Origin of the sequence: Shewanella sp. GD04112 (assembly GCF_029835735.1) — a bacterium.
GTDB lineage: Bacteria > Pseudomonadota > Gammaproteobacteria > Enterobacterales > Shewanellaceae > Shewanella.
This window is the reverse complement of the sequence record NZ_JAOEAL010000001.1, coordinates 3,845,713-3,868,638: the sequence shown is the minus strand read 5'-3', so window position 1 is coordinate 3,868,638 and position 22,926 is coordinate 3,845,713. Positions and strand designations below refer to the sequence as shown.

The 22,926-nt window shown below is 47.3% G+C and carries 12 protein-coding genes and 1 riboswitch; of the genes, 7 read left to right on the top strand and 5 right to left on the bottom strand.

Annotation, left to right across the window (positions count from 1 at the left end):
• Nucleotides 1-19: 19 nt before the first annotated feature.
• The 4 genes from N7386_RS17085 to N7386_RS17070 form a co-directional block, all read right to left on the bottom strand.
• Nucleotides 20-1,117, bottom strand: coding sequence for a calcium:proton antiporter (locus tag N7386_RS17085; protein ID WP_279769912.1), 1,098 nt, complete (start codon nt 1,115-1,117; stop codon nt 20-22).
• 210 nt (nt 1,118-1,327) lie between these two features.
• Nucleotides 1,328-3,640, bottom strand: coding sequence for a hypothetical protein (locus N7386_RS17080; protein ID WP_279769910.1), 2,313 nt, complete (start codon nt 3,638-3,640; stop codon nt 1,328-1,330).
• Nucleotides 3,641-3,799: 159 nt separating this feature from the next.
• Entirely contained in the window at nt 3,800-5,533 is a 1,734-nt protein-coding gene (locus tag N7386_RS17075) for a hypothetical protein (RefSeq protein WP_279769908.1), read from the bottom strand.
• Nucleotides 5,534-5,542: 9 nt separating this feature from the next.
• The gene (locus N7386_RS17070) at nt 5,543-7,831 is read right to left on the bottom strand and encodes a hypothetical protein (RefSeq protein ID WP_279769906.1); all 2,289 of its coding nucleotides are present in this window, start codon (nt 7,829-7,831) and stop codon (nt 5,543-5,545) included.
• A gap of 271 nt (nt 7,832-8,102) precedes the next feature.
• Here N7386_RS17070 and N7386_RS17065 point away from each other — a divergent pair, with 271 nt between their 5' ends.
• From N7386_RS17065 to N7386_RS17050, 4 genes are all read left to right on the top strand, one after another.
• Nucleotides 8,103-9,065, top strand: a complete 963-nt coding sequence (locus N7386_RS17065; protein ID WP_279769905.1) for a dienelactone hydrolase family protein — start codon at nt 8,103-8,105, stop codon at nt 9,063-9,065.
• A gap of 1,082 nt (nt 9,066-10,147) precedes the next feature.
• The gene (locus N7386_RS17060; RefSeq protein WP_279769904.1) at nt 10,148-10,678 is read left to right on the top strand and encodes a HEPN domain-containing protein; all 531 of its coding nucleotides are present in this window, start codon (nt 10,148-10,150) and stop codon (nt 10,676-10,678) included.
• A gap of 20 nt (nt 10,679-10,698) precedes the next feature.
• Entirely contained in the window at nt 10,699-11,121 is a 423-nt protein-coding gene (locus N7386_RS17055) for a hypothetical protein (protein WP_279769902.1), read from the top strand.
• 575 nt (nt 11,122-11,696) lie between these two features.
• The gene (locus tag N7386_RS17050; protein ID WP_279769901.1) at nt 11,697-14,891 is read left to right on the top strand and encodes a hypothetical protein; all 3,195 of its coding nucleotides are present in this window, start codon (nt 11,697-11,699) and stop codon (nt 14,889-14,891) included.
• Between the two features lie 651 nt (nt 14,892-15,542).
• Here the strand turns inward: N7386_RS17050 and metH are convergent.
• Entirely contained in the window at nt 15,543-19,277 is a 3,735-nt protein-coding gene (gene metH / locus N7386_RS17045; RefSeq protein ID WP_279769899.1) for a methionine synthase, read from the bottom strand.
• A gap of 209 nt (nt 19,278-19,486) precedes the next feature.
• On the opposite strand from metH, the gene N7386_RS17040 reads away from it, so the two are divergent.
• The 3 genes from N7386_RS17040 (at nt 19,487) to N7386_RS17030 (ending at nt 22,807) form a co-directional block, all read left to right on the top strand.
• Nucleotides 19,487-20,209, top strand: coding sequence for a histidine phosphatase family protein (locus N7386_RS17040; RefSeq protein WP_279769897.1), 723 nt, complete (start codon nt 19,487-19,489; stop codon nt 20,207-20,209).
• 180 nt (nt 20,210-20,389) lie between these two features.
• Nucleotides 20,390-20,549, top strand: a riboswitch (cobalamin riboswitch).
• 132 nt (nt 20,550-20,681) lie between these two features.
• A complete protein-coding gene (locus N7386_RS17035) occupies nt 20,682-21,662 on the top strand; it encodes an ABC transporter ATP-binding protein (protein ID WP_279771052.1) in 981 nt (326 codons plus the stop codon).
• Nucleotides 21,659-22,807, top strand: a complete 1,149-nt coding sequence (locus N7386_RS17030) for an iron ABC transporter permease (protein WP_279769895.1) — start codon at nt 21,659-21,661, stop codon at nt 22,805-22,807. The genes N7386_RS17035 and N7386_RS17030 overlap by 4 nt, the downstream gene beginning before the upstream one ends.
• Nucleotides 22,808-22,926: the final 119 nt, after the last annotated feature.

Here is a 22,926-nt window from a genome sequence, read left to right as displayed (position 1 = left end):
TATTGAATGTAAGCGGTATTTAGGCGTGCTCAAACATCAGGAAGAGGTACACGATAAACAGCACTATATGGGTCGCCCCATGGAGTGCATTGGTTCGACCGCTGCTAAAACTGACTTTGCAGATCATTAAACTGGTGGCCAATAGCACCATATCCGCTGCAGATAGGCCTAGGTGGACTTCTTGGTCGATAAGAGAGCCAATAATCAACACCGCGGGTACGGTAAGCGCAATAGTGGCGAGTACTGAACCAAAATAGAGGTTCATCGCCCGCTGCAGTTGATTGTTGAGTGCAGCTTTAAAGCCACCCACGGCCTCTGGCGATAAGATCAAACAGGCGACAATAAAGCCACCCAGTGCTGGCGGCGCACCTAGAGAGGCCACGCTGTAATTGATTGGCATCGCAAGGGTTTTGGCGAGTAGAATCACCACCAGCAAATAACCAATCAACAGCACTGTGTGGTAGATATTGCTGCGCAGTATGCCGTGATGCTCTTCGTGGTCCTCATGGTCGGCATCGACAAAGAAGTGGCTATGGCTCTTGGTTTGGATCACTAAAAAAATACCATAGAGCAAAATCGAGATGATGATCAGCATCCAAGACATAGGTTTGGACATGCTGCCAATGGTGCCACCCTCGGTAAAGTTAGGTAGCACTAAACAGAGCAGGGCGAGGGGAATAATCGCCACTAAATAGGATTTCACCCCATCCAAATTAAAGTGCTGGGTATGATAGCGCCAACCGCCAAGTAAGAGGGTGAAACCGACTAAACCGTTGATAATTAACATTACCACGGCAAACATGGTATCCCTTGCCATCACGGGGGTTGGCTCGCCCGTTAACATTACCGAAGAAATCATCACGACTTCGAGCGAAATCACCGACAGAGTTAAAATTAAGGTGCCATAGGGGTCACCGAGCTTGATGGCAAGCGCGTCCGAATGACGCACCACGGAGAAAATCGCCCAAGTCACTACTCCGAGCAGGGCGAGTGAAACGGGAATATAAGTTGAGAGTGCTGTGCCATCGGCCAGCAAGCTATCGCCACCCATTTTAAAGAATACTAAAGTGAGTATTCCGAGCAGCAGGGCAAATTCGTCTTTGATAAATGTCTTCATAGGCAGTTGATCCAAAGCGGAAAAAGGCCGTTAGTATAGACATTGGTTATGGCACACTTTGCATGAATAATCCTTTAGATTTGGGGTTAGGCATAAATTTTTGAGCGAGATCGCTTTTTTATTCCAAACCCCAGTTCTCGATTAATACCTTTGACTTAGTCGATGTTGTGCGCAGATTCAGGCAAGCCGCATGCTGGCTAAGTCAATGTCTTAGCCATGGTGCTCGGTATTGATCAACTTGCCGAGCTGATCGTAATTATTCCAATCTCCCGCTTGGCGATCGGCAATATAGCTGCCCTCACTGCGTTTTTCGCCATTGGGCCAAAATTGTTGCCACAAACCTTCTTTACGATCCCGTAAAAAGCTCCCCTGTTCGGCCAGTTTGCCATTGGTGTGGTAATAGCTGGCATCGCCTTCCTTCTGACCCTTCAACCAAGTCTCAGTCAGTTTAGGTTTGCCATTTTGATGGTATTCCCTGCGCTCGCCGTCGAGCTCGCCTTTAGTGTATTGGGCTTCGAGTTTGAGCTGGCCGTTGCTGTAATACTCTTTGCTGCTGCCCTGTTGTTGGTTATCTAAAAACTCGCTGCTGGCGGCTAAAATGCCATCCTCATACCAGCTTTCCCACAGACCCGTTTGCTTGCCTTTATCCATAGTGCCGCTGAGTTTGAGCTGGCCATTGTTAGGATAATATTCGGCATAGGTGCCTGTTTTATCATTGTTATCAAAGGTTTCTAAGCGATAAACCACTTGCTTAAAGCTGTAGTACTCGCTGGTGCCATGGCGCTTATTGTCCTTCCAATGGGTTTTCTGGCTGATATTGCCCTCAGGGATCGCGCCGTAGGTTGGGTCTTTGGCTTCGTAGCGGTAGTCAATCCAGAGACCGGTTTTTTGATTATCCTCATATTGGCCGGTGACGCGGCGGCGACCTTGATAATATTCGGCGTAGTCGCCATTGAGTTTGCCGTTAACAAAGCTCTGTTCTTTCTGTTTTTGCCCCTGTTGATATTGGATCCACAGCCCTTCTTTTAAGCCTGCTTTATATTCACCTTCCTCATTAAGATCGCCATTGTAGTACCAGCGACTAAAGTGGCCATCGAGGGGATAGCTATTGCTGTTATCTGGTTTTGTGCGGGCGTAGTGGGCGAGTTCTCTGGGCTTGCCATTGTCGTAAAAGGATTCGTACTTACCAACCCAAGCGCCTTCGATGCGCTCACCGCGCTCATTCACCGAGCCATCTTCATAGTAGGATTCGGAGCGGCCAGTGAGTTTGCCATCGACATACACATCTAAGCTGCGTAGTTGGCCATTGGTGTGGTAACGACGAAATTCTCCGTCCCGTTGACCTAGCTTCCACACCTCTGCGGTTTGCAGTTTTCCGCCGTTATAGCGCTCAAATAATCCATCCTTTAAGCCCATGTTGTAGCTGCTTTTTTCGATAAGATTACCGTCCGCATCATAGCGCTCAGAAGGGCCATGCAACGGATATTGACCATTATCGGCCAGTTGCGAGTCTTGATAGGTTCGCAGCTCTTTAAGTTGGCCGTTGGAATGGAAATACTTTTGCGTGCCAGCGAGCATATCCTGCTTGTAGTTCAAATCGCTGGTCAGTACGCCCTCAAGATTAAAGTATTGCTGGCGTCCCTCTAGTACATCGTTGAGGTATTGCTCCTCCACTTGGAGTTTACCCAGTTCATTGAATTGCTGACACTTACCATGGCGCAGTCCCGCCTGATAGTGGCACAAGCTCGCCAGTTCGCCACTGGGATAAAAGGTGCGTTCTTCACCCTCGAGTTTATCGAGATTAAATTGGCTGGCACTGGCCTTAGTGCCATCGTCGAAAAAGGTTTCCCATAAACCTTGGCGGCGACCGTCAGCATCAAAACGCCCATGAACGACCACTTGGCCCTCGGCATTTTGCTCGAGATAGGGGCCAGAGAGTTGGTTATTAGCGTAGGTTTGGCTTTGGGAGAGGGTGCCGTTCTCATAAAAGCTTTCCCATTTACCGTGGCGAAGGTTATCGAGGTAGCTTTCTTGCGCCTGTAATTTGCCACTCGGGAAGAAACGTTTTACCTGAGACTTTTGGCCATTTTTATAGAGGGTGCTTTGGGTAACATTGCCCGTGGCGTTAAATTCCTTCCATTCGTCAACGGGGACTCCCTTGGCAAATTGCTGCTCCTCGGTTAGGTCGCCATCTAAGTCGAACAGTCGCCAGGTGCCATCTTGGTAACCCAGTTGATAGTTACCTTCGACGATTCGGCTGTTATTAGTATGAAATACCTGCCATTTCCCATTCGGTATCCCCTGCGAAAATTGCCCTAAGGTATAACCTTGGTTATCGCGAACGATGGCAATGTCGCCATTTAAGGGCATGCCAGTGGCGAGATTGTAATAGCTGGGAATGCCGTCCTGCTGGCGAATTTCGACCATCATGGAGGAGAGGTTTTGCGCCGCCTGTGCATGGACGCCGACTAGGCTAGTTGCGGCAATGGCGAGGCTAATAAGGCGAAATGGCGTGTTGTACATGCTGATCCTTTGCTCTGGGTCTTAGGGCCGCACAATGGCGACCAGTATAAGAATCCTAACGTTTATAATACGTTAATGCTGTGCACTTTGGCTGAGTGCACAGCGAGTTAGTGTACGCGAATGGCGTTAAGCTAAACAGCTTACAGCCACAGGCTTGAGTTAATAAAAAGGAAACACGCTATCTTCAACGGGTAAGACGGGCGGCGGTGTTTCCTGATTTAAAAATTGGCCGTGATTGTAATGATTAATCACCTGTATCGAGCCATTATTCTCAAACTGGTATTGCTTACCATGCAAGTTACCTTGGTCGTCATAGTTGGCTATTTCGAGCACATAATCCTCGACTGTACGCAATTCCCAGTGGCCGACTTGCTTACCCTGCTCAAAACGGCCATGCCAAGAGCGTCTTTCAGGATTCGGCCTTGGGCGATATTGGAATTCATTATCGGTGAATACCCAATCGCCTTGGCGCAGGTTATTACGATATTCGCCTTTTTCATACACTTGGCCATTACTGGCGTAACGCTGGACTAAACCATCGGGCTTGCCATGTTTAAAGTGCATAGATTCAAGCAACTGGCCTGAATTGCTCTTGTTAAGGTATTCACCGTGGAGCTCACCATTATCATCGTGGCTATAGGTGAGGGTGGCGTCGTCCTGATATTTCTTCCAAGTGCCAGCTTGTTTATCCTTGGCATACTGACCTTGCTCTACCAGCTGACTTTTGCCCGTGGCAGGCTCAATTTTCACCGTCTCATAGGCGCCTTCACGCTTACCCGCCTGATAATATTCGCGGGTGAGGGTGATGACATCGTTGTAGTCGAAGGATTTGATCTGTAAGCCATTCAATTGCTTATTGAGTCGCTCTTGGCGCTCGATTAACAAGCCTTTTTTAAAGGTTTCAGAGAGCGACCCGTTTTTGAGTTTGTCCTCTTCGTGAGTCTCAATCAATTGGCCGTCGCGATAGCGCTGCTGTTTGCGATAAACCCAGCGATTACCTTGGTATTTGCTGTCGGTAGTGCGTTTAATCTCACCCTTGTCATCGTATTCGATAACCTGGATGACATCGCCCTTATCGTTGGTGACTTCCTTTAATTTGAGCTGGCCATTTTCAAAATAAGTGAGCTGCTCACCGACCTTAAAATTCTGTTGATATTGAAAGTGCTGCTCTACCTTGCCATTGTCAAAATAGCTAAAGTAGTCGCCGTGTTTTTTATCCTTAAACCACTCTTGGGTGGAGATGACTTGCCCATTTAGCCCCCAAGTGGTCTCTGTGCCTTGCAGTAGCCCATCAATCTTATGTTCCTCTCGGTTGAGTTTACCTAGATTAAAATATTGGCTGACACAGGTGGGGTCATGGCAGATTTTGGCGGTGACTTCTCCTTCGGGGCTAAAATTTTCGCTGATACCGACGGCTTGGCCATCTTTATAGGTGGTTTTGTTGCGGATATTGCCGCCATTCCAATAACCCGTTTCTTGGCCTTGTTTTACACCATTTTCATAGTGCGACTCAGTATATAACTGGCCCGTGGCAATGTACTTTTTGATTAGGCCATCGAGCTGACCTTGCCCGTTGCGAAAGCCCTGTTCGTAGGGGTTTCCATCGTCGAAGTAACATTGATAAGGCCCGCGAAATTGCTCGCTGGTGAGTGCCTTGCCGATATTTTTATCGGCAATGGCCGTTGAGCAGAAAAGCCTATTCTTTTCTTTGTAGTAAACCTCGACCTTATAGTAGCCATCAGTCAGATCAACGGGTTGCTCAAAATAGTACAGCGCTTTTTTCTCATCCTTGATGACATTCCAATGGGCATCGAGTAATACCTTCTCTGCATTGGCATGGGTACTGATGAGGGCGAGTGCTCCTAGGAGCAGTTTTACAGTAAATGGACGCATAACCGCTCCTTAAGGCAAAGGTTTAAAGGTGAATTCATAGGGAATATCGACGGAATCTTGGGAGATAGTCATATAACTCACCTTAGCGGCGGCGCCTGTGACACTTAAATAGCGGCCATCTAACAGTACTTCATCAATCCTATACTCTGTCTCTTCGGGCAAACGAATCGTTAGTGGCTTGCCTTGAGCATTCTCGACTCTGATGTAATTGGGTAAATCTTTACTCGGCTCCTTGCCATAACCCGTATCGGTCAGCCAGGTTTGCAAATCGATTAACCAAGGGCGTTCGGTGACGGATTGCGCCAAGGTTTGCCAGCGGATATCGCCTTTGCAATGGATAGTGCCTTGAATGCGCCTATCGTAGAAGTACTGGCGCACGCGGTCGGGCGTCATCAAATGGTAAGCCGCGCCTTCGGGTCCATTGGGCACAAACTGCCAAGTCACCGCCTGTGTACCTTCATTAAAACCTTGTGCTATCTCGGGCTTACAGGCCGTCGCTAACGCAGCAGACATGGGGATATATAAGTTGTGACCGTTTTCAGTCGCCGTTTTTATATCCTTCACCGCACTGATTTCAGGCTTTGCCTCTGCCAATTTATCCGAGAAGGAGTCGCCCATACTGACGCTGCCAAACTCACTCAGGGGATTGGCAAGATTTTGGTTGTACTCAGCTTCGGGCACAAAACGGATTTGCTTGCTTTGAGTGAGCTCTGGCTGGGGTTGACTCGTCACTAGCACTAGGGTTTTTGGGATTTCGTCTAACTTAAGGAGCAGTGCGCTGGTCGTCTGTTGATGACTCTCATCGGCACCAGTCAACTCCGCTAGCAGTTCTTTATCGGTCAGGGTGAGCCACTCGGGATATTCAGACTCGGGGCGGGCATGGGCCATTTTGCCTGTTAACTGCTGAAGACCGAGGTGGATCTTGTGGCTGTTGCTCTGCTTGATGACCACTTTAAATAGCTTAGCGTTGGCATCTAGGGGCTGAATCGTGAGGCTGGCATCGCCAAAGGTATAGGCCGCTGCGAGCAGTTCGTCCCAAGATTTTTCGATGATGTTATTCGCCTCGGGGATTAAGGTGAGCTTAGCGCTGATATAGCTCATCCGCTTGAGTTTATCGGCGGTGTTATCCCACCCCGTGGCGATAATATTGGTCGATGACTCAACGTTGCGGCTGAAATTGACCGCCGCCCCCGTGCTGTGTTGCCAGAAGTCGAGATCTAACGCTTTTCCGCTCTCATCAAAGGCGGTGATATCCTCATAGCGCATATTGCCGACCACATATTGCGGACTCATGGCATGCACAAAGCGCAGTTGGATCTCCTCGGGAGTATCGCTGCCCCAGTCGCCAATACTATCAATAATCCCTTGGTGATCAGCTAATAAGGATTGGATAAATGCCTTGTCGGTAGGCTTATATTCCCGCGGCACATCGCTGATGGGATAAAGCTCCTTTTGCCTATCATCAATATCCCGCTCGGTATCGTAGTTGTCATCTGCATACCAAAGTAGGCTCATCACATCGGGGCGATCCTTAGGCGCCATAACGATGCGCTGGATAAAGGTTCTTCCCCGCTGTTCATCCTGTTTAAATAGCGCCATGCTCTCCAACCAACCGGTTTTACGGTTAAGCTCGAACTTGCCATAGACCTTAAGGTGACTGTTTTCGCCCAGTTGCTGTTTGTTCTGTAACACCGCCAGCAATCTATCGTCGCTGACTTGCTCAACCGTCCAGATTAACCGCTCATCCATTGGGGCGCTGGTGCTATAACCCACGCGGGGCTCAAGCTGCACGGGCAGGGTAGGCGATTGCTCAAATAGGGACTTAAGGCTCGTCCAGCGGTTAAATAGCTCGGCGATATCCTTCTGATTTATCTGGGTAACGGGCGTGAGCCGATTGTTGTCACCATTTTTCAGCTCGAGATTAAAGCCCGCTTGAATGATGGAGGTGAGCTCTTTGCCACTGTTTTTTGGATCGATATTGCTGATGGGGATAGGCAGGGCGTGATCGCTTAATTGCATCAGGCTCGGCTGAACGAAGAAGTGGGCATCATTGGTCAATGGGGTGGTTAAGCTGGTCGCTTTACCCTGAGCATCCTGCAACTGGTAATTCAGTAGCACGCGCCCTTGCATGTTCTTTTGGGTTTCGATACCGTCATTAATGCTGAGGGTCGAAATCACCTGATATTCGCGTGCGCTGGGGATGCGCCCCGATTTATTGGAGCCCGCGCTATCGCACGCCGTTAACCCAACCGTGAGCGTGAGAGTGGTACAAATTACCCTGCATATCCCTATAGCCATCTGAACTCCATTGGCAACTTATGTTATTGAAATGTAAATCTATTAATCCGAAAATTGGCGACATTATACACAAAAAAGCCCCTAGGGAATAAAAAGCTCATGCCAATCAGGGGGCAAGATCAGTCGTAAGTTTGCATGATGAATATCGGCCTAAGGCGAGAAAGCCGATTGCCCTAATCAGGCTTCATCCTTTACTCTTGTTAACGCCGCTAGATAACTCACAAGCTAGGGAAGATAAACCTGTGGTAGCTTGTTCAATGGAGAAAGAACGATGAGCCCACAACCCAAGTCCGACAATAACGCGCCAGCTGCCCAGCCTATCCCGCAGGAGGCCTTCGATTGGTACGATGAATATGCCCACGGCATCATCGACCGCCGCGAGTTTATGGCTCGCCTCGCAGGCCTTGTGGCACTGGGGTTTACCATGACAACGCTCACTGGCGCACTCATGCCCAACTATGCCTTAGCCGAGCAAGTCTCCTTTAACGATCCCAGCATTCAAGCCAGTTATGTGAAGTTTCCCTCCCCCGAGGGCTATGGCGAAGGTCGCGGTTATTTAGTGATGCCAACTTCCATGCTAATTCCTGGCAAAGAGGCGGGCGATCCTAATACCTTGGACCCCACTAAAAAAGCCGCCGTGGTATTAGTGGTGCATGAAAACCGTGGCCTGAATCCTTATATCGAAGATGTGGCACGCCGCTTAGCGGCCAAAGGCTATATCGCCTTTGCCCCCGATGCGCTTTATAGCCTCGGCGGCTATCCCGGCAATGACGATGCGGGCCGTGCCATGCAAGCCAGTCTCGACAGATCCAAAATTGAGCAGGACTTTATCGCCGCCGCCCGCTTTTTAAAGGCCCACCCCCAGAGTAATGGCAAACTCGGCGCCGTCGGTTTCTGCTTTGGCGGCTATATAGTCAATATGCTCGCCGCCAGCATTCCCGATGAGCTAGCAGCGGGCGTGCCTTTTTATGGCACTCCAGCGGCAACAGAGTTACGCAGCCGAGTCACAGGCCCGCTGATGTTGCAATTTGCCGCGTTAGATCAACGGATTAACGACACTTGGGCCGAGTACGAAACCCAATTAAAGGCTAACAAGGCCGAGTATATTGCCTATCTCTATCCCAATGTGAATCATGGTTTCCATAATGATTCCACCGCTCGCTACGATGAGCCAACCGCCGAGCTCGCATGGGCAAGAACCTTGGATTTTTTTGGGAAATACCTACAAGGTTAGGGATTGCCGAACGGCAATTGAGAAACGTTTGATTTGCGGTCTATCGACCGAGGTAAACCAAAGTCGTGGGGCTTCACCCCACACTAGATCATATTGCTGTTATCTGTTTATTGCGGCCTATCGGCTGTGATAAGTCAAAGTCGCGGGGCTTCACCCCACACCCGACCAAGGAGGACTGCTCGTCCTATCCTCCTTGGATGCTCCAAGACGCCCCTAACGGAGTTGAAAGCCCCTTGTGCTTATAGCCAAATTTGCTATCGCTTCCGAAGGATGCGTCCCTGCACCTGCGAAAGCTAGCTCGCCATCCATGGCGAGACTCACGCAATTTGTCTATTTGCCCTGCGGCAACTCCGAGGGGATGGTGTATTCCTTAGGCTATGGAGTTGTAAGCTTGTTCTTAAAAGCTAAGTGCCAAGATTAGTCATCACTTAACTACTTAATTTGTAATGTGAAAGTGGTAGACAGATATTAAGCAGAACGTTATCTTAGGTTTTTAACAAGGATGAAACTTAATCGTGACCTCGGTTCAGTTCACTTGCATCAGGAAGATGTATCTTTATTTCGCTAGAAACGCCTCCTGAAGAATCCAGCCCTTACCATCGTTGGCTAATGACTGTTAGCCAAGTGCGGTAGCTATGGGAAGCTTTGTCGAACGACAAAGTTAAAACATTTTGATAGTGCTGGTTTGCTGGGCGTCGCGAATTGGCAATGTTATCACTGCCAATTATCAGTTTTTTGCGGCCTGTCGGCCGAGATGAATCAAGGTCGTGGGGCTTCACCCCACACCCGACCAAGGAGGACTGCTCGTCCTATCCTCCTTGGATGCTCCAAGACTCCCCTAGCGAAGTTACATGCATTAGTTACTGGCCTAGCGCTTATTCGAAAATCACTAACGCTTCCGATGGTACATCCTGTACCCCGAAAGCTAGCTCGGCATCCATGCCTCGCTCACGTGATTTCTTCAACGCTCGTCGGCAACTTCGCAGGGTATTGGCGCAACTCTTGGTATTAGTGTTTATTCAAAAAACTTTATTAAAATTCAGATTGTTACTTTTATGGCTACTATTTAGCTAAGGAATAAAATGTCTGTTGCTCTAAATACATTTAAGCGTGCAATTGGTGATGCGCGAGTTTTAATCGAATGCTATGACAACCTTAATGCTGGTCAAGGCAAGGCTGCACCAGAGGCATTAAAAAGAGCTGCTTTGATCATGACTATGACTGCTTGGGAAACCTATGTAGAAGATGTTGCTACAGAACTTTTCAACAACAAGTTTGGTGCATTAAAAGGGTGTCAAATTGGAAACTTTATGGAGCAGCAGTTTTCTACCCGCTTGAAAATGTTTCATAACCCTGACTCGGCTAAAACTAAGCAAATTTTTGAAGAGTTTTTCGGGGTTGATGTTACAGAGCATTGGAAATGGCCGAATTATATCCCTAAACAAGCCAGAGAAAACCTTAATACTTGGCTAAAAAAGCGTGGAGATGCGGTTCATCGTGCACAGGTCGAAATAGGAGCCCCTCAGATTATTAAGCGCGATGAAGTGGATAAGTGTATTCGATTTATAACCGAGTTAGTGACTGCTACAGATAAAGCATTGGGTTCAGTTTAGTTAGGTTAGTGTGAGCAGCGATGAAACTAGTACTCCAGATTACCTTAGGGATCTTGCTAGCGAGCTTGGTTACTTTGTTAGTACGAATTGGCTATCTAAGCTACGTCGAATATCGGGTTAAGCAAGAAATAAATGAAATCGCGCTACAGCAGCAACAGCGAGAAAAAGCTCGCCAACAAGCTGTAAAAGAGCGTCAGCTTGCTGAATATCAAAAGCAACAAATTGCAATGCAACAGGCTGCGGAACAACAACGTATCGCCCAGCAAAACGAAGCCGCACGCATACGTAAAGCTGAAGCATGGCGCAAATACTACATCGTCCCCGAAGACTGCAAAAACTATAAGTCAGATGAGCATATGGTCAACTGCCTAAACCATAAAGCCGATGCCAAAGCAGAATTTGATAAGGCGTATGACTCTGGTGAATTGGTACTTCCGCAATAAAGTAGTCGATATTTCTACCATAAATCAAAGTTGTGGGTCTTCTCCCTTGATTGTTAAACAAGAGTCGACCAAGGGGGGAGCAACAGCAATTCTCTCTTGCCTCTTTGTTAATAAGAATCCTTGCCGCCCCTAACGGAGTTGAAAGCCCCTTAGAATCATTGGCAAATTTGCTATCGCTTCCGAAGGATGCGTCCCTGCACCTGCGAAAGCTAGCTTGCCATCTGATAGGCAGGATGCGTGAATGTTGTGAAGTGCATGGTCAATGATGTTCCATGCATCACCCTGACATTTTACCATTTCCCTATGGATCAGATGCACGAGAGCGACCATGCCTCGCTCACACAACGAACGCAAATGCGCGCGGTAACTAGGGGCATTCCTTCGGCTTGTGAGTTATTCAACTTTTAAGCATAAAATGTGTCCCTCCGAGTTTTTACTTGCCTGAGTATTTTAGATTGAATTTGCACAACATATGTATCTTCCATACTCGTATGAGGTAAGTTATTATAACTTGTTTATTAATTGTGATTTTTTTGTTTGGTATGTGTTTTGATTTTTCTCAAGGATGAAAGGATATGAGAATAACAATTTTTGCAGTAACCATTTGTGGTCTGCTAACCAGTATGACAAGTATCGCTGTGGGCTATAAAGTAGTAAATACAAATCCAAAATTTGATAAGCTATCATATCTAGATTCTGACAGTGAATTCGTTATTCCAAGTGTCAATCCTACTGATTTTGAGGAAAAGGCACTGATTCTAGGTGATAGATTAGTTTTTACGGCTGTTGATTCTAATGGGAGTAGACAATTATATTCTTATTCTAATTTAGATAGAAACTTCAAAAAACTTAGTGCTTCAAATACTACAGGATTAATTAATGGTTTAAGACGAATAGGTAAAGATAAGGCTGTATTTACGGCAGAGAAAGGTCTTTTTGAGACAGATGGTACAATTGTCAATACTAAAAAAATATTTACTGATGATTTTATTAAATCTACTAGGATTATATCAGTTAATAATATAATAAGAGTCGATGATGATGGAATCGTACATCAAAACGTTAATGAAATCGTTAAACGACAAATTTCAGGAGAAGAGACTGTAATCTATTCTGGCGTTAATAGTACATATGATATTGCGAGAATAGGTCGTTATAGTGTTACACAACAAAGAAATTCTCAAATCTCTGCAGAAGGGTTTATAGACTCAGTTGTGACAGATGGAACTATAGAGAATACTCATGAAGTGAGTATGAAGAAAATTAAAAGTCCTGATAGATTGAAGCGCAATGTAACCTATAATTACAATGAAAATTCGATGTTCTTTTTGAGTGAAATTGGTTCTGATATTGTTTTTTCAAAACTGACAGATGATGGTATTGAAAATATTCTCAGCCTTAATGGCGACATTGCCTGTGGTGCTAAAAAATCAGATATGGTTACATTCTTCTCTTTTTCTAATATTTTTGAGAATGAATATAGCTATTATATATCGAGTGATGATGAAAATGATTTGATGGAATCAAGGACATTTAAGAAAAACTCTTGTGTGGTCGTTATTGGAAAACAAAGTAAAAAAATAGAAAAGATCATAAACTATAATAAAAATAGCTATGTCTATGCTGATTTCATCGGCTTTAATTCTGCAGGTGAATTGATAGCTGTAGTTGATCAATGGCAGAATGGAGATTATAGCTCCTATGGAACTCGTTTTGAAAAAAACAACATACTGATTTTCGACCCTGTAACAGAAAAGTCAAGATTTATTTTCGAGTCTGATTATAGAACATTTGAATCTTTATACGTTTCAGATTCAAACTTTATGTTTAATTTAGTGGACTTCAATTCACCAATGGTTGATTCAGAAAAATGGCGCACTTCAATCTATAAACTCAAATTAGATAATCTAAAGTTAACAAAGGTTTCTGGAAACTCGAATAATTTTGATCAATATGGACGGCCAGCAGGTTTCGTTCTTGTCGATAAGACAGAAGACCTTGCTCAATTTTACGAGATCAATGGCAATGTAATTTCAATTGGTTATTTCCCATTTTTTGGTATGTACAGTTTTACTGATAAGGTTAATTTAGTTAGATTAGATTCAAGGTATTATCTCGATGGTGGAAGTGATACCTCCGAATATAATTACTTTCCTGTATCGAATGGATGGGTTTTTAATGATAGAAAAAACAATAAGATTGGCCATATAAATTTTCGAGGAGAGATGGCTTATATTGACTTTCCTGTTAAATGTGGGGGGGAGTGTGGTTTTTATTTTAATGGAGTTATTGGTGATGGAAGTTATTACTATGTGAAAATTGACGTTAACGATGAGTCTTTACTTTTTAGACTTAATCAAGAAAATACTGCTCCAGTAGATAAAATAAGACTAGCGAATGAATTTTTAAATTTAAATCTTAATTCTGTTATTGATGCTAATCCTGTTGTTGATGGTAAATATCTTAAAACTGCGGTAGGTTTTTATGACTTTAAGGCTGGTACTTTTGTCGAACCACAATATCAGTGTGGAAATTCGACACTTTTTTCAAAGTATATAGATCATAATCAACATGTGAAGCTTATTTCTCAGCAAGGCAGAGAACTGTTTAATAGTGAGTATGTTGCTTCTATTGAATTCAGTTCAAAAACATTTGGTAAAGTTTTAATATCTTATGCTGACGAAAATTATAGATTTAAATTATCCTTGTTAGATTGTAACGATGGAAGTTTATCGGTTATACCAGAAGATAAATCACCGTTTGTCGATCTTAGTCGCAACATCGCATTCAATAAATATGATGGAAAATATTATTACTTTGCGAATAGTATGCTGTATTCACTGAATGTGATGACTGGTAATATTGATTTAGTCTATGATGCAACCCTGATACCATTCCCATATGGCATTCAGAATTTGGCCTTTGTTGGTGAAACAGTTTTATTTTGGTCTGAGCAACTAAGCCCCATGGATGAATACAAGGTCTATTACATCAAGGCTGGGAGTTTTGGTGAGATATATGTAAATGATGGCGTAACTCATCAGTTATCACTAGTTAAAGGCCAGTATAATACTGATGAAAGATATATTTATGGATATTATCGTCGCGCGTCTACTCAATTTGACTCTGGCAGTCAAAATAAGTTTTTTATTTTTGACAATGAAACATTGAAAGTGAAGTTCTTGGATATGTTTCCTGATTCCTCCCGTTCTGATATATCTACTCCTAAATTTTCATCCGGTCGTGTTATGTATAATGGTAGTGCTCCTGGTTTTCTTGATGAATTCATTTTGATCGATCCTGATTGTACATTTTATGAACGATGTGACTGGGCGAATTCCCCGCCAAATGTAGATATGAATTTGACATTATATTATGCGGCTGGGGATCATTTTAATATTCCAGTGAGAGCTATTGATTCGGATTTTGATAAGTTGACATTTAGCTTGGAAGATAAACCAAACTGGATGAGTGTTACCGCTGATGGATATATTAAAGGAGTAATTCCTGATAATGCAAAGGCAACCAATCCTATAACTATCTTCGTAGATGATGGTATTAATCGTGTCAGTCAGACATTTTCTTTAAAAATAGTGGATGCCAATGTTAATGATGATGGAACTAAGCCTCCTCCGATCGATCCGTCTGAGCCTCCGACGACAGAAGATTCAAGTGCGGGAGGTGGCGGGGTTGATATTGCTTTTTTATCGGCATTGTTGCTGCTCTTGTTTTTGAGAGAGTTTTTTTACTTTCGCAGAATGCAGTTTTAGGACGACGTCGTTTTCTTATCTTGTGCTACTGTTCTTATCTTGTGCTACTGAATGTGTAAACAGATCTCATTGCATAGTAAGCAAAGATCTAGGATAAAAGTCAGAACTTGCATAGCTCTTTTAGTGCGAAAAGTTAACTCTAACCTTGCAGAAGTTCACTATCCCCTGCGAAGTTGCTGAAGGGCGTTGAAGAAAATAGCGTGACGCAGACAGGACGCCTGCGTAGCTTTCGGGGGGAAGGGATGCCCCATCGGAAGCGTTAGCGATTTTCGAATAAGTACAAAGTCTGTCTTTTATGTGGCTAATTTTTTAATTAATTAGTCTACAAAAGATATGCTGAAACTGATGGGTGCACCAGATAAGGCATTGTTGCACCAGTGACCTTCTAAAACATGGATGTTTTAGTAGAGCCTACAAGGATACTTTTTTAAAGCATAAGTACGGCGTGTCACTGGGGTAACAGTGCGAAAGCCTGCGGCAGGCAATGAGTTGCATCATTACTTTACAGCGATATGGTTGCTAGTTCGCAATGCGACACGAACCAGCAACATCGGGTGTGGGGTGAAGCCCCACGACTTTGATTTTGATTTAAAATTTCAAACGAAGTTTGAATCAGCTTTTCAAACCGCGTTAGCGTAAGTCCGATCCTGATTACTCAGGATCATAATCCAACACTGGCGCTAGCCACTTCTCCGTTTCACTCACTGTCATTCCCTTACGCTTAGCGTAATCCTCCACCTGATCGCGGCCAATATTGGTCACGCCAAAGTAGCGGGATTTTGGATGGGCGAAGTACCAGCCGGACACTGCGGCGGTGGGGAACATGGCGTAGCTTTCAGTAATGTTTAAGTCGATGGTTTCATTCGGCTTTAACAGTTCCCACAACAGGCCTTTTTCGGTGTGATCCGGGCACGCTGGGTAACCCGGTGCGGGGCGGATCCCTTTGTATTTCTCACGGATTAAGGCTTCGTTATCTAAGGCTTCATCTGCGGCATAACCCCAGAATTCCTTACGCACGCGCTCGTGCATCCGCTCTGCAAAGGCTTCGGCTAAACGGTCGGCTAAACACTTGAGCATAATGGCGTTGTAGTCATCGTGATTGGCCTCGAAGCGGGCGATATGCTCGTCGATACCATGGCCAGCGGTCACCGCAAAGCCGCCCATATAGTCGGCAACGCCGCTGTCTTTTGGCGCCACAAAGTCGGCCAGACAGAAGTTATCGTTACCTACACGCTCAAGCTGCATCCGCAGGTGATGGGTGGTCATTTCGACTTCGGTGCGAGTCTCGTCGGTATAGAGCTCAATATCATCGAAGCCGACGGTATTGGCGGGGAATAGCCCAATTACGCCCTTGGCGGTGAGCCATTTTTCATCGATGATTTTTTTAAGCATCGCCTGACCATCGGCAAACAGCTTTTGCGCCTCAACGCCCACTACTTTGTCGGTTAAGATCTCGGGGTAATGGCCGTGCAGCTCCCAGGCGCGGAAGAAGGGCGTCCAGTCGATACGGTCGACTAAATCGGTTAATGGATAGTCTTCAAACACTTGGCGACCCAGCACATTGGGTTTGAACGGGGTGTAGTTTGCCCAGTCGTGCTGGCAGCGGTTTTCGCGGGCGGCCTCCAGCGAGACGATTTCCTTACGCTTGGTTTGCGATAAACGCTTAATGCGCATCTCTTCGTATTCGGCGTAGATCTCATCGATAGTCGCTTGGCGAGTTTCATTGCTCACTAGCTTGCTGACCATAGGCACGGCGCGCGAGGCGTCGGCAATGTAAATCGCGCCATGGGGATAATGGGGGGCAATCTTCACTGCGGTATGGATTTTCGAGCAGGTAGCGCCGCCGATAATCGCCGGAATGGTAAGGCCTTCACGGTGGAAGGTTTTCACATTGTGCACCATCTCATCGAGGCTTGGGGTGATAAGCCCAGACATACCGATAATATCGATATTGTGTTCTTTCACGGCCTCGAGAATGCGTTCCACCGACACCATCACGCCTAAATCGAACACCTCAAAACCGTTACAGGCGAGCACCACGCCGACAATGTTCTTGCCGATATCGTGCACATCACCCTTAACCGTGACCATCAAAATTCTGCCGTTAGATTGGCCTTCGACCTTCTCTTGCTCGATAAAGGGGTTGAGGTAGGCCACGGCCTTTTTCATCACCCGCGCCGATTTTACCACCTGTGGCAGGAACATTTTGCCCGAGCCAAACAGGTCGCCGACGATATTCATACCGTCCATCAGCGGGCCTTCGATCACATCCAGCGGACGGGAGGCAAGTTGGCGCGCCGCTTCGGTATCTTCGTCGATAAATTCGGTGATGCCTTTAACCAGCGCATGGGCGAGACGTTGATTAACTGGCCATGAGCGCCATTCTAAATCTTCTTTTTTCGCGCTACTTGAGCCATCGCCCCGGAATTTTTCAGCAATCTCAAGCAATTGCTCGGTATTATTTGAGTCTTCAACTGGGCAAGGCAGGTTGAGCACGACGTTCTCGACCTTATCCTTAAGCTCGGGGTCGATATCGTCGTAAATCGCTAATTGGCCCGCGTTAACGATACCCATGTCCATGCCGACTTTAATCGCGTGGTACAGGAACACCGCGTGGATCGCCTCACGCACTGGATTGTTACCGCGGAAGGAGAACGACACGTTTGACACCCCGCCGGAAATCATCGCGTGGGGCAGGGTGGCCTTAATCTCTTTAATGGCTTCAATAAAATCGACGGCATAGTTATCGTGCTCATCGATACCCGTGGCAATGGCAAAGATATTCGGGTCGAAGATAATGTCTTCGGGCGGAAAGCCGACCTTATCGACCAGCACGCGATAGGCGCGGGTACAGATCTCGACTTTACGCGCCTTAGTGTCGGCCTGACCTTGCTCGTCGAATGCCATAATAATGGCCGCAGCGCCGTAGCGTTTCACTAGGGTTGCCTGCTCGATAAACTTCTCTTCGCCTTCCTTCAAGGAGATAGAGTTGACGATTCCCTTGCCTTGAATACATTTGAGGCCCGCTTCAATCACCTCCCACTTAGAGGAGTCGATCATAATCGGCACACGGCTGATATCCGGCTCAGAGGCGATAAGGTTTAAGAACTTATGCATCACCTCCACGCCATCGAGCATGCCTTCGTCCATATTGATGTCGATGATCTGCGCGCCGCTTTCTACCTGTTCACGGGCGACATCGAGCGCCTGCTCGAACTTACCTTCTTTGATCAGCTTTAAAAACTTGGCCGAGCCAGTGACGTTGGTACGTTCACCCACGTTCACAAACAGGGTTTGGGCGTCGATAGTGAGTGGTTCCAAACCAGAGAGACGGCAGGCTACGGGGATCTCGGGTAATACCCGTGGTGCAAATGGCTCTACGGCTTCGCGAATGACCTTAATATGCTCGGGCGTGCTACCACAGCAGCCGCCGATAATGTTGAGCATGCCTTCGCGGGCCCATTCTTGGATAACGCTCGCCATATCCTCTGGGGTTTCATCGTAACCGCCAAACTCGTTCGGCAGACCCGCGTTAGGGTGCGCCGAGACGTAACACTCGGCGATGCGTGACAGTTCTTCAACGTAGGGGCGCAGCTCCTTAGGGCCGAGGGCGCAGTTAAGGCCGATGGATAAGGGCTTGATATGGCGAAGGGAGTTATAAAAAGCTTCGGTGGTTTGTCCGGTCAGGGTTCGGCCCGAGGCATCGGTAATAGTGCCTGAGATCATCACAGGCAAACGCGCTGGCGAATTTGGCCCAAAGAGTTCATCGAATACGGTTTCGATGGCAAATAAGGCGGCCTTGGCGTTCAAAGTATCGAAAATAGTCTCGACCATAATGATATCGGCGCCGCCCTCAATTAAGGCGCGGGTCGATTCGCAGTAAGCGGTCACTAACTCATCGAAGTGGATATTGCGAAAGCCTGGGTCGTTTACATCCGGGCTGATAGAGCAGGTACGGTTAGTGGGCCCTAACACACCGGCGACATAACGTGGCTTACCCGTGGCCTGCTCTATTTCATCACAGGCCTCACGGGCGAGGCGCGCACCTTCGCGGTTAATTTCGGCGGACAGCGACTGCATATCGTAGTCGGCCATGGCGATAGTGGTGGCGTTGAAGGTGTTGGTTTCAATAATATCCGCACCGGCTTTAAGGTAGTCGATGTGAATTTGTTTGATGATGTGTGGCTGCGTGAGCACTAAAAGATCGTTATTGCCCTTAACGTCGGTATGCCAATCCTTGAAGCGCTCGCCACGGTAATCCTCTTCCTCAAGCTTGTAGCCTTGGATCATAGTGCCCATGGCGCCGTCTAAAATCAGAATGCGCTTTGACAACTGGTTGCGAATGTCTGCCAGTGCTTGGCTGGCTCGATGGAGAGATATCGCCATAAATGATTACCTTTACTACAGCTAAGTTGAGTCCAAAGTACGCAATCGGGTGACAAATTGCATTTTATTATTGAATGTCGTTCGTTATGTTTTGGACATTTATACGTATAGACGTCCATAATACGCGACATCGGATTGTCAGGGCAAGGCTAAAGTTGGTATAGCATAGGCGAGATAAGGCTGATAAAAACGCTAAAAGGAAAGATTAGATGAAGCAGCTCAGGTTATTACTGTTACGCCATGGAGAATGCGAGGGCGGGGCAATTTTGCGGGGCCGAGTCGACGTGCCACTGAGCGACAAGGGCTGGCGGCAGATGTCGGCGGCGGTGGAGGCGCAGGCGACTGTGTGCCACGGCATTTATAGCTCGACCTCGAGGCGCTGCGCCGAGTTTGCCAAGGCCTTTGCGGCCGAGCTGCATTCGAGTGCGTCTGTAGGCATAAGTTTAGATGCACCCGCACCGTCGATGCTCAAGGTCAACCTGCTGGAGGAGTTACAGGAAATAGCCTTTGGCGATTGGGATGGCTGCCTGCTTGATGACTTATATCAACACGATGGCGAGCGGATGGCGGCCTATTGGCTGAATCCCTGGGAGGTGACGCCGCCCAATGGCGAAGCCATGGCAAACTTTGAAGCCCGTATCGATGGTGCGATAGCACAAATCTTCGATAAAGAGTTTGCCCTGCTGGCGATGGATGATGAACAGGCCCATGGGGAGTTTAATGCTAATGCTCCTGCGGCCAATATCTGGGTGGTGACCCACGGCGGGGTTATTCGCCACTTGATGTCAAAAGCGCTGGGGGCGGTGAAAACCCTAGGTTTTTACAGTCAGCTCGCCTTACCCGTGGCGGCGGTGGTGACCATTAATGTGCTCGAGGATGAGCAAGGCAAAAGATACTGGCGCTTAGACTGGCCATCGGGCCACTGTGAGTAGCTTGTAAGCATCAGTCATCGACATGATGAAAATTTTCTGATTTAAACAGCATTGCCTAATGGGCAAGATATAGGATAATGCTTTTCCCTGACATTTGAGCCAGATAACACACCCAGTACGTTAAGCTCAAAGGTCGCAGAAATAGGTGTTGGGAATTTTGTGCGATTTAGTGCTATTGCTTAAGGGCAACAGCGTTTAAGCGCGCCGGATAACCCAAACATAATAGGGAATCGGGGAGCTGCCCGTCAGTAGCCCGAACTGTACCCGCAACTGTGAGTAGTCGAAGCGCTTTGCTTCTTATCTACGAGTCAGGATACCTGCCTATTTCTGTTTTCGCTGCGTGCAGCCTTAGTTCTCGAGCGGGTAACTCGAGGGAGCAGAAGATGACATTAATGAGTTTCGCCCTGTTAGCCCAAGCGGCGGCAGGCACAGATAACACCAATCAATATCCATGTGGGAGCAATCGTTAGTGATGCACTCCACATCGAGCCTTGCGCCCTTAGCGCCCGCTGCGACTTCCGCCAAGATAGCACTTAAGGTCAGCCAACTGAGCTGGGCGATTGAGGGAAAAACCATCCTCTCGGAGATAAGCTTTGCCTTGCCGCAGGGGGAAATGCTCGGGCTGATAGGCCCCAACGGCGCGGGTAAATCCAGTTTGCTGCGCTGTTTATACCGCTTTATTCGCCCTGCTAAAGGTCATATCAGTTTGTTTTCGCAGGATATTAGCGAGCTGTCGCCCAAGGCGTTTGCCTGTAAAGTGGCTGTGGTGCAGCAGGATACGCCGCAATATTTCGATATGACCACAGAGCAATTGGTTGCCATGGGACTCACGCCGCACAAGGGGATGTTTGATACCAACTCCAGCGGCGACGGTGAAAAAATTGTTAAGGCGCTGGAAAAGGTAGGCCTCAGTCATAAAGTGCATCAACAATACGATCGTTTATCCGGCGGTGAGAAGCAACGCGCCCTGATCGCCCGTGCCATAGTGCAGCAGCCGCAATTGTTGATTTTAGATGAGCCGACAAACCACCTCGATATCCGCTATCAAATTCAAATCTTAGAGCTAGTGCGAAGCCTTGGGATCAGCGTAATCGCCTCGATTCACGACCTGAATTTAGCCAGCGCCCTCTGCGACCACTTATTGCTGCTCGATAAGGGGCAGGTGAGTGCCATGGGCACGCCAGCTCAGGTTCTAACCGAGGAACGTATCGCCGAAGTGTTTGGGGTATGCGCCCAAGTGACGCCCCATCCACAGCATGGTAACCCCTTGATTAATTACTTTTATGGTTATCAAAAGCCTAAGAGCGATGCTGTGGACGCGGCGAGTGACTTCCACTCAGCTTCGGCTCAAGAATTACCTTCTGTGGCCTGCGCCTGCCATAACTCTGGCGCGCCAAACGAGGTCTTACAAAGAGCTGCATTGCAAAATGAGAGCGTCGAGAACACGCCATGATAGACACACTTAAACTGGTGACCATGAATTTTTTTAGCCACATTTTTACGCCGCTCACGCGCCAGCAATGGCTCATCTTAGGCTTAACGGGGTTTGCCCTGCTCACCCCCATCGCCGCCGCAAGTTTTGGTGCGGCAAACATTAGCTTCTTAGATGTGCTGCAGGTGTTTATCAATAAACTCAGTCACTTGTTTATGGCCGATGAGGCCGTGAGTACCAGCAGCATGACAGAGCGGATTGTGATGGAGCTGCGACTGCCACGGATTATACTCGCCTTTGTGGCGGGGGCGGGGCTGTCCTTGGCGGGCAGCGTGCTGCAAACCGTGACTCGCAACCCCCTTGCCGATCCTTATCTGTTCGGCATTAGCTCCGGCGCCTCCTTTGGTGCCGTGGTCATGCTGACGCTATTCACAGGTTCTGGCCTGTTTGGCAATGCGGGCACGATAGCCAATTCGGGGATTTTTAGCGGTTCAGGGACTTTTGCTGGCTTGTTATGGTTTAGCTTACCCTTCGGTGCCTTTATTGGTGCCAGTCTGTCGGTGTTAATCGTGCTGGCGTTAGCTGGGTTAGGCCTTAAGAGTCAGGTGGAGCGCATGTTGCTCTCTGGGGTGGCGACCTCCTTTATGTTTAGCGCCTTAACCAGTTTATTACTGTACTTTGCCAGCCCGCAGGCTACCGCATCGGTATTGTTTTGGAGCCTTGGCAGTTTTGCTAAGGCCAGTTGGTCGCTGTTGGCGCTGCCGTCTTTAGTGGTGCTACTGAGCTTTTTTATTATCCTCGGTTGGAAACGCCAAATTATGGCCTTGCAGGCGGGGGATGAAACGGCCCACACCTTAGGGGTGAATGTGCCTAAGCTGCGCCTCAATATGTTGCTGCTCTGCTCGCTTATCACCGCGATTTTAGTGGCGACCTGTGGCGGCATTGGCTTTGTCGGCTTGATGATCCCGCACACAGTTCGTTTGTTATTCCCCGGTCGTCAGCCCATCTTACTGACGGCGCTGGTGGGCGGCCTGTTTATGGTGTGGATTGATGTACTCGCCCGATGTTTGCTTGGCAATCAGGAATTACCCGTAGGGATTATCACCGCCGCGATCGGTAGCTTCTTCTTTTTGCTGATTTTGCGTCGGCGCAAGCTATCGAATTAGCATGGGTCTTATGGATTGCCGAAATTTAGTACTAAGTGCGTATGGCAAATTGCAGCAGGATGCTTCGTAGTTGTTGTTCTAGAATGTGTTAGCGAACCTACTCGCAAATGAGTTATTAA